The 16291-nt window shown below is 46.1% G+C and carries 14 protein-coding genes and 1 tRNA gene; 9 read left to right on the top strand and 6 right to left on the bottom strand.

Features of this window, described 5'->3' with window-relative positions:
* The first annotated feature begins 30 nt into the window (after positions 1 to 30).
* The 4 genes from QUA47_RS02510 (at position 31) to QUA47_RS02495 (ending at position 3118) form a co-directional block, all read left to right on the top strand.
* Complete coding sequence (locus tag QUA47_RS02510; RefSeq protein WP_006631475.1) at positions 31 to 237, top strand: hypothetical protein; 207 nt, start codon at positions 31 to 33, stop codon at positions 235 to 237.
* A 238-nt stretch (positions 238 to 475) separates the two neighbouring features.
* Positions 476 to 1420: a UV DNA damage repair endonuclease UvsE gene (uvsE, locus tag QUA47_RS02505; RefSeq protein ID WP_333429590.1), complete on the top strand. Its 945-nt coding sequence runs from the start codon at positions 476 to 478 to the stop codon at positions 1418 to 1420.
* 490 nt (positions 1421 to 1910) lie between these two features.
* On the top strand, positions 1911 to 2582 hold the full coding sequence (locus QUA47_RS02500) for an SOS response-associated peptidase (protein WP_333429589.1): 672 nt from the start codon (positions 1911 to 1913) through the stop codon (positions 2580 to 2582).
* Between the two features lie 149 nt (positions 2583 to 2731).
* Positions 2732 to 3118 (top strand): VOC family protein, encoded by a 387-nt coding sequence (locus QUA47_RS02495; protein WP_333429588.1) that lies wholly within the window; start codon positions 2732 to 2734, stop codon positions 3116 to 3118.
* Positions 3119 to 3245: 127 nt separating this feature from the next.
* Here QUA47_RS02495 and QUA47_RS02490 read toward each other — a convergent pair whose 3' ends face one another.
* Together QUA47_RS02490 and QUA47_RS02485 are read right to left on the bottom strand one after the other, a co-directional pair.
* Positions 3246 to 3863 (bottom strand): CP12 domain-containing protein, encoded by a 618-nt coding sequence (locus QUA47_RS02490; RefSeq protein ID WP_190661461.1) that lies wholly within the window; start codon positions 3861 to 3863, stop codon positions 3246 to 3248.
* A gap of 314 nt (positions 3864 to 4177) precedes the next feature.
* On the bottom strand, positions 4178 to 4384 hold the full coding sequence (locus QUA47_RS02485) for a hypothetical protein (protein ID WP_333429587.1): 207 nt from the start codon (positions 4382 to 4384) through the stop codon (positions 4178 to 4180).
* A gap of 109 nt (positions 4385 to 4493) precedes the next feature.
* On the opposite strand from QUA47_RS02485, the gene glpX reads away from it, so the two are divergent.
* The 3 genes from glpX to QUA47_RS02470 all read left to right on the top strand — a co-directional run bounded on the left by glpX (position 4494) and on the right by QUA47_RS02470 (position 10215).
* A complete protein-coding gene (gene glpX / locus QUA47_RS02480; RefSeq protein WP_006631470.1) occupies positions 4494 to 5531 on the top strand; it encodes a class II fructose-bisphosphatase in 1038 nt (345 codons plus the stop codon).
* Between the two features lie 145 nt (positions 5532 to 5676).
* Entirely contained in the window at positions 5677 to 6969 is a 1293-nt protein-coding gene (locus QUA47_RS02475) for a glutamyl-tRNA reductase (protein ID WP_333219229.1), read from the top strand.
* Between the two features lie 237 nt (positions 6970 to 7206).
* On the top strand, positions 7207 to 10215 hold the full coding sequence (locus tag QUA47_RS02470) for a UPF0182 family protein (protein ID WP_333429586.1): 3009 nt from the start codon (positions 7207 to 7209) through the stop codon (positions 10213 to 10215).
* Between the two features lie 637 nt (positions 10216 to 10852).
* Here the strand turns inward: QUA47_RS02470 and QUA47_RS02465 are convergent.
* The 3 genes from QUA47_RS02465 to QUA47_RS02455 all read right to left on the bottom strand — a co-directional run bounded on the left by QUA47_RS02465 (position 10853) and on the right by QUA47_RS02455 (position 14087).
* Positions 10853 to 11128, bottom strand: a complete 276-nt coding sequence (locus QUA47_RS02465) for a hypothetical protein (RefSeq protein ID WP_333429585.1) — start codon at positions 11126 to 11128, stop codon at positions 10853 to 10855.
* Between the two features lie 138 nt (positions 11129 to 11266).
* Positions 11267 to 12217: a PIN domain-containing protein gene (locus tag QUA47_RS02460; protein WP_190661473.1), complete on the bottom strand. Its 951-nt coding sequence runs from the start codon at positions 12215 to 12217 to the stop codon at positions 11267 to 11269.
* 241 nt (positions 12218 to 12458) lie between these two features.
* The gene (locus tag QUA47_RS02455) at positions 12459 to 14087 is read right to left on the bottom strand and encodes a site-2 protease family protein (protein ID WP_333429584.1); all 1629 of its coding nucleotides are present in this window, start codon (positions 14085 to 14087) and stop codon (positions 12459 to 12461) included.
* 125 nt (positions 14088 to 14212) lie between these two features.
* On the opposite strand from QUA47_RS02455, the gene QUA47_RS02450 reads away from it, so the two are divergent.
* Positions 14213 to 14431 carry a hypothetical protein gene (locus QUA47_RS02450; protein ID WP_333429583.1) on the top strand — a complete coding sequence of 73 codons (219 nt, stop codon included), beginning with the start codon at positions 14213 to 14215 and terminating at the stop codon, positions 14429 to 14431.
* Here QUA47_RS02450 and QUA47_RS02445 read toward each other — a convergent pair.
* Positions 14432 to 14505: transfer RNA gene (locus QUA47_RS02445), tRNA-Arg, on the bottom strand.
* A 941-nt stretch (positions 14506 to 15446) separates the two neighbouring features.
* On the opposite strand from QUA47_RS02445, the gene QUA47_RS02440 reads away from it, so the two are divergent.
* The gene (locus tag QUA47_RS02440) at positions 15447 to 16121 is read left to right on the top strand and encodes an Npun_F0813 family protein (RefSeq protein ID WP_333429582.1); all 675 of its coding nucleotides are present in this window, start codon (positions 15447 to 15449) and stop codon (positions 16119 to 16121) included.
* Positions 16122 to 16291 lie beyond the last annotated feature (170 nt).

The following is a 16291-nucleotide window of genomic DNA, read 5'->3' as shown; positions in this document are numbered from 1 at the left end:
TATTCCATAAACCTAATTGAGGAAAAAAAGATGAGTAGCGGTCACGCCAGCCATAAAGGATCTTCCACAAAACCCAATACCAACACTAACGGTCAAATTACATCCCCTGCGGACCAACCCGCTGACCCGCTAAATCAAGAAACATCCGGTTATCCGTTCCATAATGAAGCAATGGAAAATCCTGTAGCCACCGCACGGCCCGACGAAGAGGCTGAGTCTGCCGAAACACAGCAATAGTTATATCGATTAAATTAGCACCGATATGCTATCTGCGAGGCGGTTCATTAGATTTTTGATAACAACTCACGTTTGTACTAATTACATCTTGCACCTGTCCCCAGAGTCCGCCAGAGTTTTCAATCTCGGCCGGACTCTTTCGGCAGGTTCAGTAGTACCTAAAAACTTCTAGACTAAAAACTCAAGTCCTTACGAGAAACCTACTTAACATAAAATTAAAGTTAGGGATTATTGCTAAATGAGCGGGATTAACCAAGTATTGGAACAGGAAAAATTGCCGGAATTGGGGCTAGTCTGCATTACAACATCCGATGCAGTGCGCTTTCGCACTGTCACCCGGAAGCGACTTTTACAGCTTTCGGAAGCTGAACAAGAAAAAGTATTGCGCGAGTTGTATGCAGACAACTTAAAACGGCTTCACAAAGCCATCGACTTCTGTTCAGCTAATCAGATTAAGCTCTACCGGATGACTTCTGCACTGTTCCCTTTTGCAGATACAGATTTGGGGGAAGCAGTGCTAGACTCCATGACTGAGGAATTGCGGACTACGGGCGCTCGCGCTCTTTCTTTGGGCATCCGCTTGGTACTCCATCCCGATCAATTTGTGGTGCTCAGTTCCGACAAGCTTTCTGTGGTTGAAAATAGCATTAAAATTCTCGCCACTCATGCTTTAATTTTAGATATGTTGGGACAGCCCCGATCGCCCCAGGCACTGATGAACATTCACGGCGGCAAGAGCGATCGCAGTTCGCAGCTCAAATCAGTCATCCGCGACTTACCAGAATCAATTCGATCGCGCTTAACGTTTGAAAATGACGAATACGCTTACAGTTCCTCGGAAATTTTAGAAGTTTGTCTCGATACCGGCGTACCAATGGTTTTTGACGCCCACCACCACGTCATTCACGAACATTTAGAAAGTTATGACGACCCCAGCGTTGCCGAAATGTTCGCAGCAGCCCGCACAACTTGGTCGGTTCCTGAATCGCAATTAGTACACATATCAAATGGCAGAGAATTTTTTGCTGACCCGCGCCACAGCGATGTAATTACAGAAATGCCTAATTGTTATTATCAGGCTCCTTGGATTGAAGTAGAAGCTAAATTCAAAGAATTAGCTATTGAAAAGTTGCGCGCTGAATGGTTGTCTGCGAATGTTCCACAATTTACCAGTGTCTCGTAGGGGCGGGTTTTACCAACAATAATTTCCTCAAACCAATCATCTCGAAAACCCCCCCCCACCCAACGGTAAATCCAAAGAACAGGCAAGATGCCTGTTCCACAAAGAATGAATTTTATTGTGGGGTGGGTGTCCCGCCCGCCCGGTTTAGCCCGACAGTCCGAGAGGGGTTTTTAACCCATATCTCATAGCTAAAGTCTTCTAAAATAGGACTAAAATAGATAGATATTGAGATCGTATTTCCAGTCGGTTTTAACTTACATCTTGCACCATTGTCAAGAACAGGCAAGATGCCTGTTCCACAATAAAATTCATCTCTTGTGGAACAGGCATCTTGCCTGTTCCTAAACAAGTAATTAAGAATGTTGCAATATCTCAGTTTTAACCGACTTTAGCGTTGAGGCAGGCGTTTAAACCCCTGCCAGAATGCCGGATTACCCAACTGTAGAACTGCCGGAATCGGTAAAAACCGCGTTAATACCAACTATAAATTATGTGCGGACGATACACTTTAACTACTTCAGGTCAAATCATCGCCGAATTCTTCAAACTGTCGGAAGTTCCCGACATCAAAGCGCGATACAATATCGCCCCAACTCAATCAGTGGCGACAGTCACAGCTTCTCCAAAGCAAATGGAGCGACAGTTTCAATTCATGCGCTGGGGTTTGATTCCAAGTTGGGCAAAAGACATGAAAATGGGCAGCAAGATGATCAATGCGCGATCGGAAACTGTAGCCGAAAAACCTGCTTTTCGCAGCGCCATCAAGCACAGGCGATGTTTGATAGTCGCTGACGGTTTCTACGAATGGCAACAGCAGGGAAAGAACAAACAGCCTTACTATTTTCAAAAGGCAGACGGCGAACCTTTTGCTTTTGCCGGTTTGTGGGAAAATTGGGAATCTCCCGAAAAAGAAAACATAGTATCTTGCAGTATAATTACTACCGCTGCTAACGAAACAGTGGAGCCGCTGCACGATCGAATGCCAGTGATTCTCCCCGACAGCGATTGGGAACAGTGGCTAGATCCTTCTGTTAAAAATGCTCAGGAAGTTTTGCCCCTGTTAAAGCCTTATGCTTCCGAAGCTATGAAAGCAAAGGCGGTAAGTGCGATCGTCAACAGTCCAAGTAGAGACACTCCCGAGTGTATTAGCGATGGGCAATAAATCATTGGATCGGACAAAACCGAGATAGTTTGAGTTAGGATCTAAAATGATGTTTGAGCTGTAGCTTTGGTTTGCTAAGGCTCAGTTTAACTCAGTTGTTATTTGCTCAAACATTTTTTAATCTTAACATCAGTTAGAAGACAAAAAATATGATCGGATACGTTACACTCGGTACCAACGATATTGAAAGTGCAGCAAAGTTTTATGATGCTTTGCTTGCTGAAATTGGCGCTAGACGATTTATGGAATTAGACCAATTTATCGCATGGAGTGTTTCTCCCGGTCGACCAGCACTTGCTATTACAAAACCATTTGATGGTAACAGAGCAACTGTTGGCAATGGAGTAATGATAGCTCTTCAAGTTGACAGTCCCGAAAAAGTCAACTTAGTTTATAACAAAGCGATCGAACTTGGGGCTAAGGATGAAGGAGCAGCAGGACCAAGAGGCGTGTTGCCGGGGTTTTATGCGGGATATTTTCGGGATCTTGATGGTAACAAGCTGAACGTGTTTTGTATGATGGGGCCAAACACTTAAGATTTTGATTTTTCGGGAGGCTCGCATAAAACAAGCAACTTCCGCGTGTTAGGTATTAGTTATCAATTCCTAAATAAGAGTTGATAACTAATAACTAATGACTAATGACTAATGACTAATAACTAAATTAACTCTCGTACATCCGGGCTTCAGCCGCCTCGGGATTTTCCTCGCAATACTCGTCAAAAGCCGTTTTCTCAAGCTTCAGCGATCGCTGATGAGAAGCCTCAGCCTGCATTTCCTCTACAATATCCCACGCTACCGCGCACTCTCTAGAAGTAGCGCCTTTCTCGGCACAGATAGTTCTGGCATCCGCGATCGCCTGTTCGATTTCTTCCTCAAATAAAACACTTTTCGGCTTCTCGACAAAATCGCTTTTTGTCAAGATATCCGTTACCGAAATAATACCCAGCAGTTTGTCTTTAATCACCGGAGCTCGGCGGATTCGGGTATTGGCGAACAACCTCGCCACGTATTCCACGCCCAAGTCTGGATTCACCGTGATGCACGGTTTGGTCATAATCTCGAAGACGCGGACTTTCTGGGGGTCTACTCCGTAGGCTGTTACTTTGTAAACAATATCCGTTTCCGTGACAATGCCGTAGGCGTCTTGTTCGTGGCGGCGTTCCACAATTAAAGCGCGCAAACACAGTTCGTTCATCATCGCCACTGCTTCAGCTACAGTCGCTGAACCGCGAATGGTGACAACTTCTGTGGTCATAATATCTTGGGCTTTCATCATCATTTTTTATTGCTTCCTGCTTATAAAGTCTAGTGCGTCCCGATTGGCGGCTGTCCATGTGATTCCTCATCATTAGGACTTACCCTCAGAAACCCGGTTTCTACTGAGATGTTCCACCATTATCAATAACCCTTCTATGGGCGGGCTCTCCTGCCCAACCCCTACTCCCCACAAGAAAATGCAGTTGTTGTGGAACAGGCATCTTGCCTGTTCTTGACAATGGTGCAACAGATGAGTTTCTACCCAAATGTTGGGTTTAGGAACGATAAATCCGGTCAGTAACCGGGTTTCTGAGAAATCGTGCGATCGCAAACTAATCATAAAACCTTTAACGCCACTCGGGCTGACAAGTTGCCTGAAACAGCCGATCGCTCCCCCGGAACCTCCGGAGTCCGCGAGTTCCCGCTTGCATAGGGGCCAGCGTGCGATCGATCGAGCAAGAGTGAAGCATTCGGGTGATCGATCTTTGAGCTGGTTGAACCCAGATTTTCCAGCCCCAGTCTCAAAGAAGCAAAAGTTAACACAAACTAAGCAACTGCTTGCGCTCGCACAGATCCCCGCCTCTGATAAACTTGATTGCTGGGAGTGCAAAAGAGCACAAGGCACGCATCAGCAGTTGGGAGGATCTAGTTCGTGGACAATGTAATCGGTTTAGAGATTATCGAAGTAGTTGAGCAGGCAGCCATCGCCTCCGCTCGCTTGATGGGCAAAGGCGAGAAAGATGAAGCCGACAGAGTGGCTGTAGAAGCCATGCGGGAGCGCATGAACAAAATTCATATGCGCGGTCGCATCGTGATCGGCGAAGGCGAACGCGATGACGCACCCATGCTTTACATCGGCGAACAAGTAGGTATTTGTACCCGCGAAGATGCCAAAGATGTCTGCAACCTAGATGAATTGATCGAAATTGACATCGCTGTTGACCCCTGCGAAGGTACTAACCTCGTGGCTTACGGTCAAAACGGTTCGATGGCAGTTTTGGCAATCTCTGAAAAAGGTGGTTTGTTTGCGGCACCGGATTTCTACATGAACAAATTGGCTGCTCCTGCGGCTGCTAAGAATCATGTAGATATTCGCAAAACGCCAACCCAAAACCTCAAAATTATCTCTGATTGTCTCGGCCGCAGTATTGAAGATTTGGTGGTGGTGGTCATGGATCGCCCCCGACACAAAGATTTAATTAATGAAATTCGGCAAGCGGGTGCAAGAGTTCGGCTGATCAGCGACGGCGACGTTTCGGCAGCGATTTCTTGCGCGTTTTCTGGTTCCAACATCCACGCACTTATGGGTATTGGCGCAGCACCGGAAGGTGTGATTTCCGCAGCAGCAATGCGCTGCTTGGGCGGTCACTTCCAAGGGCAGTTAATTTACGATCCGGCTGTTGTAAAAACTGGTTTGATCGGTGAAAGCAAAGAGAGCAATATCGCCCGCCTGAACGAGATGGGCATCACAGACCCAGACAAGATTTACAATGCTGAAGAGTTGGCATCTGGAGAAACAGTTCTGTTTGCAGCTTGCGGGATTACTCCTGGAACGCTGATGGATGGAGTTCGCTTCTTTGGCGGCGGCGCTCGCACTGAAAGTTTGGTAATTTCTTCTCAGTCGAAAACTGCTCGGTTTGTGGATACAATCCATATGTTTGACCAGCCGAAATCTTTGCAATTGAATTAGTGATTAGTTAGTGGTTAACAGTTAAATGTTAACAATTAACAGTTAACGGTTAACAGTCACCGATGATTAGCAATTAGCGATAAACTAAGAACTAATAACAGGTGACTGTTAACAACTAAGAAAGAAATAGTGACAAATCACAGATATGAATATTGCAGTCGTAGGTCTCAGCCACAAAACAGCGCCGGTAGAAGTTCGCGAAAAACTGAGCATTCCAGAACAGAAAGTTGAAGCGGCGATCGCCCAATTGCGCGGCTACCCGCACATTCAAGAGGTTGCTATTCTCAGCACTTGCAACCGCTTAGAGATTTATATTGTTACCAGCGAGTCGGAACCGGGTGTGCGAGAGGTTATTCAGTTCCTTTCAGAATGCAGTAAAGTTCCTTTGCAGTCTTTGCGCCCTCACCTGTTTATTTTGCTGCACGAAGATGCCGTGATGCACTTGATGCGAGTGGCTTCTGGTCTCGACAGTTTGGTGCTCGGAGAAGGACAAATTTTGGCTCAGGTGAAACAAACTCACAAACTCGCCCAGCAGTACAAAGGTGTAGGCAGAATTTTAGAGCGCTTGTTCAAGCAAGCTCTCACAGCAGGGAAGCGAGTTCGCACGGAAACTAGCATCGGTACCGGTGCAGTTTCGATTTCTTCGGCGGCTGCAGAATTGGCTCAAATGAAGGGTCAGCATTTAGCAAGCAGCAAAATTGCGATTATCGGTGCTGGCAAAATGTCGCGGCTTTTGGTACAGCATTTGCTCTCAAAAGGAGCTAGCCATATTTCGATCGTTAACCGCTCTGTGCGTGGCGCCCTGGAGTTGGCCGGTCAGTTTAAAGATGCTGAATTGCACCTGTATCAGCTCTCGGAAATGATGCAGGTAATTGCCAGTTCTGACTTGGTTTTTACCAGTACGGCAGCTACTGAGCCACTGTTAAATAAAGCTAAATTGGAATCGGTTTTAGACCCGAATCGCCCTTTGATGTTGGTGGATATTTCTGTGCCACGCAACATTGACTCGGATGCGAACGAACTCGCTAATGTGCGATCGTTTAATGTGGACGACTTGAAAGCAGTGGTAGCTCAAAATCACGAAAGTCGCCGCAAAATGGCAATGGAAGCTCAGGGCTTGCTGGAACAGGAAGTAGAGGCTTTCGATCTCTGGTGGCGCAGTCTGGAAACAGTTCCTACTATTAGCTGTTTGCGGGATAAGATAGAATTGATTCGGGAACAAGAGTTAGAAAAAGCTTTATCACGTCTGGGTGCGGAATTTTCGGAGAAACATCAAGATGTGATTGAATCTTTAACCAGGGGGATTGTGAATAAGATTTTGCACGATCCGATGGTACAGTTGCGCGCTCAGCAGGATATTGAGGCGCGGCGGCAAGCGATGCAAACTTTGCAAACACTGTTTAATTTGGATGTGGATGTCAATCAGCAGTACAGCTAGTTTGTCATTAGTCATTGGTCATTAGTCATTAGTCAGTTGACAGGAAAGCAGTTGGCAGTTGACAGGCAAGCAGGAGTCAGATTATGTCCGGTCAATTACCATGAATAAAAATGCCTCCAACTCTTGCGGAAAAAGCATCGTTCGGGAGGGGCAATTGCTTGAGCCTGATATTAGTTATCATTCAACCAATAACTAATGACTAATAACTAATGACTAATAACTAATGACTAATAACTAATGACTAATAGGCGAATTTATCAAATAATTCTACTGATTGTAGGGCTGTGGCTGGTTTTGGAGTTGGCCTCCCGCATTGCGGCAGAAATTCTCTGGTTTCAGGAAGTTGGATATCTTCAGGTTTTTCTGTTAAAGCTGAAAACTCAAGGGTTGCTGGGGGCGATCGCAATTGCTGTTTCTTCTGCCTTTTTGCTGGGAAATTTGGCTTTAGCCCGCCGCCTGCAACATCCCGCAGAAGAAATGAAATCGCCGGTTGCGGGGGCGCTATTCGCTTCACTGAGGGCGAACAAAACTGGGAAGAATTACGAATTACCGGTTGCGAAATCCCAAATTACCTTTTCCTGGCTGCTGTTGACGGTATTCGGATTGAGTTCGATCGCAACTTTGACAGTAATTCACTGCGGGCTGTTAGCTGCAAACAGCGTCACCTATTTTGGTCTAGCTGACAATTTGCCGACACCGCCCGTGCAGTTTGGAATTGAGTCAATCCAGCAAATAGCAGTGCAGCTATTTTCTCACTGGGGGCAGTTGGGCTTGCTGCTGGGCGCAATCTTAGCTGTGGCAATTAAGCCGGATTTTTGGCTGCGGACGATCGCCCTTTTTCTCAGTTTAGCGATCGGGCTTATTTTCGCCAGTCGCTGGACAAATGTTTTGCAATATTTTCACCCTATTAATTTTAACACAACCGACCCTCTTTTCAATCAAAATATTAGCTTTTATGTATTTATTTTGCCAATCTTAGATTTGCTAGGATTCGGGCTGACAGTTGTATTTTTGTACAGTTTAGTATCTTGTGCTTTAACATATTTGCTGTCAGGAAATAGCCTGAGCCAAGGGATATTTTTGGGGTTTTCTCGATCGCAGCAGCGGCACTTGTACGGGTTGGGTGCAGCTTTAATGCTAGCCGTTGCATTCCGCTACTGGTTGGGGCGCTACGCATTGCTGTATTCGCGGGGAGACGTTACTTACGGGGCGAATTATGCTGACGTGACGGTGCGGCTGCCCTGCTATGGATTTTTGAGTATTTTGGCGGGGGCGATCGCACTTTTGATGCTGTGCCAGGTTTACCAACTCAAAATTAAAAATGAACTCATAAAAAAGATTACTTTAGCGTGGATAACTTTAAGTTTATTGGGAACTTTGCTAATGCCAACACTTGTGCAGCAACTCCTAGTTAAACCCAACGAACTAGCACGAGAAAAGCCGTACCTCAAGCGCAGCATTGCCTTTACTCAAGAAGCCTTTGACCTCAAAGAAATCGAAATAAAAACTTTCGATCCCGCCGGGAAACTTACTTATGCAGACTTAGAAAAAAATAAACTTACTATTAGCAACATCCGGCTGTGGGACAAGCTGCCGCTGCTGCAAACCAACCGACAGTTACAGCAAATTAGACCTTATTATACATTTCCTGATGCCGATATCGAGCGCTACACAATCAAAAATGAAAAAGCAAAAAAGGGAGATTCTGAAAGCCAACAAGTGTTTCTGGCAGCGCGGGAATTAGATTACACAGCAGTTGCCCCCGAAGCTCAAACTTGGGTGAACGAACACCTGGTTTACACTCACGGTTACGGCTTTACTCTTTCTCCGGTAAATACAGTCGGTGTCGGCGGTTTACCCGATTATTTTGTCAAAGATATTGGAGTGGCAGCCCAGAAAGGAGAGACTGCTTTAGAAGTAACGAGCGATCAAATTCGCGCCAGTATTCCGATAGGCTACCCGCGAATTTACTACGGCGAAGTAACTGATACAGACGCGATGGCGCCCACAAAAGTCAAAGAATTCGACTATCCCAGCGGCGAAGACAATGTTTACAATACTTACAGCGGTAGGGGCGGAATTGAGCTCGGTTCTATGTGGCGGCGCTGGCTGTTTGCTAATTATCTCAAAAATTGGCAAATGGCGCTGACGCGCAATTTTACCCCAGAAACTAAATTGCTGTACCGCCGAAATATTAACAAAAGAGTCCGGGCGATTGCTCCTTTTTTACGCTACGATTCCGACCCGTATTTAGTAGTAGCAAACGCCAATCTTAGCAATGAAGATATAGAAAAAGAAAAAGATGAAAATGGCAACGAGATTAAACCTTCACCCTCGGCCACTGATAAATATCCCAACTATCTTTACTGGATTATCGATGCCTATACAGCGAGCGATCGCTATCCGTATTCTGACCCGGGAAATCATGAGTTTAACTACATCCGCAACTCCGTTAAAGTAGTAATTGATGCCTACAACGGGTCTGTTGACTTCTACGTTGCCTATCCCTCTGATCCGATTATTAACAGTTGGATTGCTATCTTTCCCGGACTTTTCAAACCCCTTGACAAAATGCCTCCGGCTCTCCGCAAACATATCAGATATCCAGTAGATTTGTTGAGCATTCAATCCGAACGTTTGCTAACTTATCATATGGATGACCCGCAAGTGTTTTACAATCGGGAGGATTTGTGGCGAGTTCCCAATGAAATTTATGGCAGCGAACAGCAGCCCGTAGCACCGTATTATTTGATTATGAAGCTGCCAACTGAAAAAGCCGAAGAATTTATTTTGCTGCTTCCATTTACACCAGTAAGTCGCAACAATTTAATTGCTTGGATTGCAGGGCGATCGGATGGTAGCGAGTACGGAAAATTGCTGCTGTATTTATTCCCCAAACAGCGATTAGTTTACGGCCCGGAACAAATAGAAGCTTTAATTAACCAAGATCCGGTTATTTCCGAACAAATATCTCTCTGGAATCGCCAGGGTTCCAAAGCAATTCAAGGAAACTTATTAGTAATTCCCATTGAACAATCTTTACTGTATGTGGAACCTCTTTACTTAGAAGCCGAGCGCAATAGTTTGCCCACTTTAGTCAGAGTTATTGCGGTATACGAAAACCGGATCGTCATTGCAGAAAATCTTGACTTGGCACTCAAGGCACTTTTTCAGCAACAATCTACCAATAAACCCGCAATTATTCGACCTGTAGAAGGGACTGAACCAGCTTTAAAGAATCAATGAGCTGCAAAGAACGCTCTTGACGCACAGAGAAGAGACAGCGAAAAGATAAGATAAAGAGAGAAATTTATTGAGGTTTATGGGTCGGAGGCGATTTACATCTGCGTGTTTAACTATGACATTTATCATGTAAATTACTGCGATTTCTGTTTGGTAGCAGTTTTGACATCCTGCTACCAAACATCCGCATAGGGCCACATCAATGTCTCATCTCCTCCAAAATCTAGTTTCACTGTCACCTCATAACGGTCAATATGCGTGAGCTCGCAGTTTTGCCATTCAAATACAATTGTTTGGGATTATCGGTGATAATTTATACCCTTTGATTCAACAGCGGCAGCATCTGGGTAGAAGAACCCTGAAACGAATTTTTGCCTTAGCTCGCATAGCTGCAAATCAAAAAAAATTACATTGAAGCTAGGAAAAATACCGTACAGAAACCCACAGCTAGCAGTGTTTTTTGTTGCAAAAAATTGGTATGAACGCTCGCGATTCCTAGGATGATAGTTCCGAAAAATAAAAGACTTGCCACTAACAGCCCATCTCCCATAAACTTGCTACCAAAAAACATCAGGGCTATCTCAAAACCAAATAATGCAGCTACCCAATTCCACCCAGCTAGCAACGATGCAGATAGTAGTCAATTCATTGCTACAGTAAGGGCGATCGCCATTGCTATTGCCCCAACTGGTGCTGCATAATCGTACTGTCTGAAGGGAAGAAGAACAAAAAAGACTAAAGCATAAGCAACACCCGCAAAAGCCTGTCCTAATCCACTAATGATTGCGTTCCAGTTCAGCATGGCGATGGATTTTTGGAGCGGTAAAGTGAAGCGTTCATCTTCTGTTCTGATAGTAGCCGTTGAAAACCCCCAGCGGACTAAGGCCAGGAACTCTAACCCTAGGATGCGCCACAAGCAGCTTACCGCTATATTTAGGGGAGGGAACCGATTTGTTAACCAAGCGTGCTATCACAGTTTCCGAAGGTGCAAGATTAACGATGCTCGAAGACACCAGTCAGCCGGATCTGAAGGGAGAATTTTCAGACAACCAGATTATTTAGGGTCGATCGACTTAACAAATTGTTGCACAGGCTGCGGGAGAGCCGGCACAAAAGTCTTTCTAAAACCCCTAACATCGAACACTCGCCACAAAATACCTACCGCTACCGTTAAGAAAAATAACGCTCCCAAAAAATTGAACACAGTAGACAGAAAACCGCTGTTCCTTTTTTTCGGAGGTGTAATATGTTTCATGCGATATACAGCCGGCTCGTAATCTCTCGACTCCTCGCGACTGCGCCGCGGCGTTTTGGGGCGCGAACTCGCACTGCGCTTCTCAGTCAAACCCGTTTTATTAGTTTTAGTAAAACTGCTGGCCGACTTCAATTCAGAAGCGCCGCGGGTTCCCGTTAACTGGCTAGCAGAAGCCCCCGTTTTGCCTACAGCAGCATCCTGAATTCTGCTGTTAGGGCGCTGAGTCGATTTGCGTTCTGCGAGGGTACGCATCAAACTTTGCAATTGCTGAGTCGCCGCCGGCGGGCGTTCTCCTTTCCTCGCCCAATTTAACAGCATCGCCCCGGTAATCCCGCAGAGATTCGTAGCGCCTACAGAAGCCAGCCGCTTCAGCAGAGGCTGGCTGTTGGAAACAAAAATCACCAATGCCTCCGGGTGTTCCTGAGCCAAACCGTAAACGCACTGAGCCGTCGCCACCACGAGCATTGCTGGCTTGCTTTGATTTTTGATCGAAGGTTCGAGAGCTCGGTGTGTTTCCTGAGCGTCAGTTGCAATCCAGCCACTGTCGGCAAAAAATCGCATAAACTCTCTAGCTACTTGCTCTTGAGCTTTTTCTACCGCTTGCCCTGTCAGACGATCTATTTCGTCGTACACTACTTCCGGGATATAGCAAGTTCCCACCTTGGCATATTCTTGCCACACTTGGGTTCTGCCAGTCATTAAAACATCTGCATCAAAAGTTACCAATACAGGAGGAAGTTGATTAGCCATGACTTTATCCTAGAGGCTCAGATAAGTTATTTAAACTTAATCGCTCAAGTTTAAACAAATTTTGGGTTATAAAAAAATCAACTTTTGGTAGTAGATAAATTGCCCTGGGCGCGGGTCTTAATTGGAAATTAGTAGTTAGGAACCAGCTCGCCCTTCAGTTCCCCAGTTCGATCGCTCAATTCCTAGATTCCACTAATTTACCGCAACCCAAGAGCCTATTACCAGAGATGCCCGACTACTGTTAGTTCCCGATTCCCAGACGGCCAGCCATTGCCGGAGTCAACGGCAACAGCGCAGCAATCATCAAGAACAAAGCTAGCAAACCCAAAGCCGCGCGAGCGTCGTCAGGCTCAGTCAGCTCGTTGAGGCTCGGCCGCTCCAGATTTCGCTGTAAAATCAGAATCACGATCGCCCAATACAGAGCCAAAGGATTAACTAAAGAAACGATGGCCAGCACCACAAAAGTCGCCAAAGTAGTGCGACTGGCTATTTTCCGACCGTAGATTGCTTGCACGATTCTACCCCCGTCCAACTGTCCCGCCGGCATCAAATTAATCGCCGTTATTACCAAGCCCAACCAACCGATAACTACCAGCGGGTGAACGTCAACAATCTGCTGCTGCAACGCCGAACCCAAAACCACTTTTGCCAAAGTTCCCACCAAAACCGATCCCTTGAAAAATTCTGCGGGAATTTGAAACAAACTGCCGGGGTGAGACAGCAGCAAACCCGTTACCAGCATTAGCAGAGAAACTATTCCCCCAGCCGCTGAGCCGGCAAAAGCGATGTCAAACAAAACTTTACGGTTGGGCAGCAGCGACTCAAAACGGTCGATCGCTCCAAAACAACCTATCTGCAAAGTTGGTATAAAAAACGGCCAACTCAAGCGAACCTTGTACCGATTTGCCAGCACTCTGCGGGCAATTTCCCCAGAGCCTAAAACCGCCCAAATTCCGGCTGCAATTGGCAGAACTTCTAGATATCTAGCCGGCGAGTTAAAGAAATCGAAACTTAGCAGCAAACCGCCTGTCTCTAAGCTAGTAGCAATTGTTGCCAGCAGCAGCACGACTGCTAGGATTTTTTGAGACACGGTTGTTGGCTGCGGGTCGTTGGTGCTGGGCAAGATAATAACTACGGGCTTGTCGTCCTGATTTTCTACTAAAAATAGGCGGTAGCGATCGTTTAATTTTTCTTCCAAACTTGCCGTCAAACGTGAGTGTACTTGTTCTGGGTCTCCCCGGAGATTGCCTTTGAGAATTACCCCATCTTGATAGGGAATCGTTTCTGTGGCAAAGAAAGTATCAATTCCAAAGATGCCTTTAATTGCCTTCAGGTCTTCAACTGGAACGGGAATTATTTCTGATTCCTTATTCGCAGGCGAGGATGTCACGATCTTAATGGTTTCTGGGCCTGGTGTTCCCTGCGAGTCAGGAGCGGAGAAAGCATCGCTTTGAGACTTTACCTCAGCAGCATCCGGGCGCGGGAGCACTGTATCCGATGCAGCCTTACGCAATTGCCGGCCCAGATAAATGTACAATCCCGTGGATGCCACGAGCAGCAACAATACCGCCACTAGATTGAGGTAAATTCCGGCGGCGAACAAACCAAAGAACAGCAGCCAGGGACTCATCAGCGCAACAGACTGCAACCAAGCCAAAATTCCCAGTTTGCCAAAAGGTCTGGCGCGATAAAATCCCCAACCCAGAATTCCCATAGCAACCAATACGAGCGCAATTGTTGCCGTATTTTCCGATGCAACTATAGGCATTCCGGTTGCTTGCGCCAATAGGGGCTTTAATCGGTCGATCGCGCTGCGGTCGAGTAATAGCATTAAATTTTGGGGAATATGAAATAGAGTTGTTGGGAACATATCCAAACCTATCGGAAACTAGCCTGATTACTAAGGATAACCCCTGAGGGCTACTCGGCCCACAACCTGCTGCTGGTGCTGTTTGAACATCGCAGGAGCTAGGCTATTGACACAATAGCCTTTTTATGGTAGCACATCGGCTGGGGCAAACCTCTACTCAGAAGGGTAGCAGTGTCGATCGCCCAGAAGCAGGCAGATTCGCCCAGTTTGGCAGGCGGGGCTTTTTTAAGGATTTGTTTCGGATTCGGGCATCGGAAACAAATCCCAAGCAAATAAGATCTCAGCCCCTCTTTCCTTGGCGGGAAAAAAGTGCTGAAACCCTTGATATCATTGAATTTGTGTAACGGGTACGGCAGGACTTGAACCTGCGGCTCGCTGCTTAGAAGGCAGCTACTCTATCCAACTGAGTTACGCACCCAACTCAAAAATCGCTAACAAGATTATTGTATCGGTGCAGTGTGCGATCGAGCAAGTAAATTATGTGATGACTTACGTAGAAAGCTCTGTGATGTACAAAAATATGGCGTGCAGCGCGATGGTTCGGGAAAAAAAACCAAGGTTATGAGAGTGTCTGTGCCTCCAAGACTGTATGTGACAAAAGCTGGAGGGACTCACCTGCAAACAGCACAATTGTAAATTTACAATCAAAACTAGGTAGGACCTGAACTCGGGTAAAGTATTTAGAGGTCGAGGTGAAACCCAACTATTTGGTCGATCGGATCTCTCTCCCAATTAAGACGGAACTCAGACAGCACAAGAGTCACAAGTGCTTTTTCCCAGATTTCTATTGGTTGTGTTAACATCCCCTAGTGGCAAAGCCTAAAACGCTGACCGCATTACCGAAAAACCAGAGATCGTTCCCTGAGTTTAGGTATGAGTTGAGACAGAATGACTAATTGGCTGATGTTTAGTTATGTTTGCTAACATTCTTCTCGACTTGATATTTGATAAAAATGTGGTAGAACTAGGATTGAAAGACTCAGGTGAAAAGCCCTGATGGTACGGAGCCTCTATATAAGCTTCCTCTACGGCATCAAAGCAAAACAGTCAATCGCCCGCTCGGCACGAGCGCGAAAATCAAGCGTTGCCAGTACAGCAGTCGTAAATTGTGCGCGGGGGATTTTCCTTCGTGCATTGATTTATACGCTCAGGCTGAGAGACAATCTCAGCTCAGATATTTGTTAGCATTTGTTAGCAAAAAAGTATCGGAACGCTTGAGGAGAGAACCATCTCTAGGTGATCGGGAGCAATCCTGTTAATTTAAGTGGACTCGCTGAATCAAGAATCCCTTCGCCTTTAGGCATCGGGAGTGTCAAAAGCACAGCACCTCGGCCATGACAGGAGTCAAATCGCAGTGTCATGTTTATTCTGAAACGGCAGGATGTTGAAATAACCAATTTTCAACACCCAAAACGGGATCAACAAATTCCCATTCTCAATTATCAGGGGCAGACTTTTCGCCTGATCAGCGCCTTCAACGGCAAGCAAGCAGAAGACGCCAGAGCCTTGTGGCGGGACTTAACCGACAACCGAGGCAAAGCCTGTGTTCTGCTAGAAGAGCCGGATCGATATAGCGTCTGGGGAAAAGTCCGTTTAGATCAGCTTGCCGGTGAAGAACCGGCAGGTAATGAAGCAGCCAAAGCACCGCTGTTCGCGCAGGGTTGTCTGCTGCTGCTCCAAGCTGTTTACTTCGATGTAGAAGACCTCTTAGGCGCAAGGCAAGCCACATCGTTTCAGAAAGATATCGCCAAGGTATTTCAGCAGGGAAACTTCCCCCAGGCAGACTCCCCTGATGCGATAAAAAATTGGCTAACCGTTAGTCCCTTGCAAAATCACAAGGTGCCTGCTTGGCAAGAGCAGCATCTCAAGACCTTATTGCAAGAACTCCACCGTTTGGGGAAATCATATTTTGGCAATACGGACTTCGCTGAGGGAGTCAGCGATGTGCTGCAAGATATGCCAGCCTCGGATCGGACTCAGTTTCTAGATTGGTTGAAACAATCAGCCCTCAACAAATTGTGGATCGCAGGATAGAAAATCTTTGACAATTGCTCAGACAATTGGACTGAGATAATTTAGCTTAGATAATTGCACTGTAGGGGGTAGGGGATATACAGGTTGGATTGCCAACTTGTATTGATCGACCAAATTGTTGATTCGGTTTGGATGCCACCTATGGTCTGGCAATTTAACTCAGTGTCGAT

Origin of the sequence: Microcoleus sp. MON2_D5 (assembly GCF_036701905.1) — a bacterium.
Classification (GTDB): Bacteria; Cyanobacteriota; Cyanobacteriia; order Cyanobacteriales; family Microcoleaceae; genus Microcoleus.
The sequence above is the reverse complement of the archived record's forward strand: the minus strand, read 5'-3'. Positions and strand labels throughout refer to the sequence as shown.

What these genes read in the sequence shown, in the direction of transcription:
- QUA47_RS02510 (WP_006631475.1), top strand. Translation starts at nt 31, where the DNA reads ATGAGTAGCGGTCACGCCAGCCATAAAGGATCTTCCACAAAACCCAAT.
- QUA47_RS02490 (WP_190661461.1), bottom strand. Translation starts at nt 3,863, where the DNA reads ATGATGATGAAAGCCCAAGATATTATGACCACAGAAGTTGTCACCATT.
- QUA47_RS02475 (WP_333219229.1), top strand. Translation starts at nt 5,677, where the DNA reads ATGAATATTGCAGTCGTAGGTCTCAGCCACAAAACAGCGCCGGTAGAA.
- QUA47_RS02450 (WP_333429583.1), top strand. Translation starts at nt 14,213, where the DNA reads ATGGTAGCACATCGGCTGGGGCAAACCTCTACTCAGAAGGGTAGCAGT.
- QUA47_RS02460 (WP_190661473.1), bottom strand. Translation starts at nt 12,217, where the DNA reads ATGGCTAATCAACTTCCTCCTGTATTGGTAACTTTTGATGCAGATGTT.
- QUA47_RS02500 (WP_333429589.1), top strand. Translation starts at nt 1,911, where the DNA reads ATGTGCGGACGATACACTTTAACTACTTCAGGTCAAATCATCGCCGAA.
- QUA47_RS02440 (WP_333429582.1), top strand. Translation starts at nt 15,447, where the DNA reads ATGTTTATTCTGAAACGGCAGGATGTTGAAATAACCAATTTTCAACAC.
- QUA47_RS02495 (WP_333429588.1), top strand. Translation starts at nt 2,732, where the DNA reads ATGATCGGATACGTTACACTCGGTACCAACGATATTGAAAGTGCAGCA.
- QUA47_RS02470 (WP_333429586.1), top strand. Translation starts at nt 7,207, where the DNA reads ATGACTAATAGGCGAATTTATCAAATAATTCTACTGATTGTAGGGCTG.
- QUA47_RS02455 (WP_333429584.1), bottom strand. Translation starts at nt 14,087, where the DNA reads ATGTTCCCAACAACTCTATTTCATATTCCCCAAAATTTAATGCTATTA.
- uvsE (WP_333429590.1), top strand. Translation starts at nt 476, where the DNA reads ATGAGCGGGATTAACCAAGTATTGGAACAGGAAAAATTGCCGGAATTG.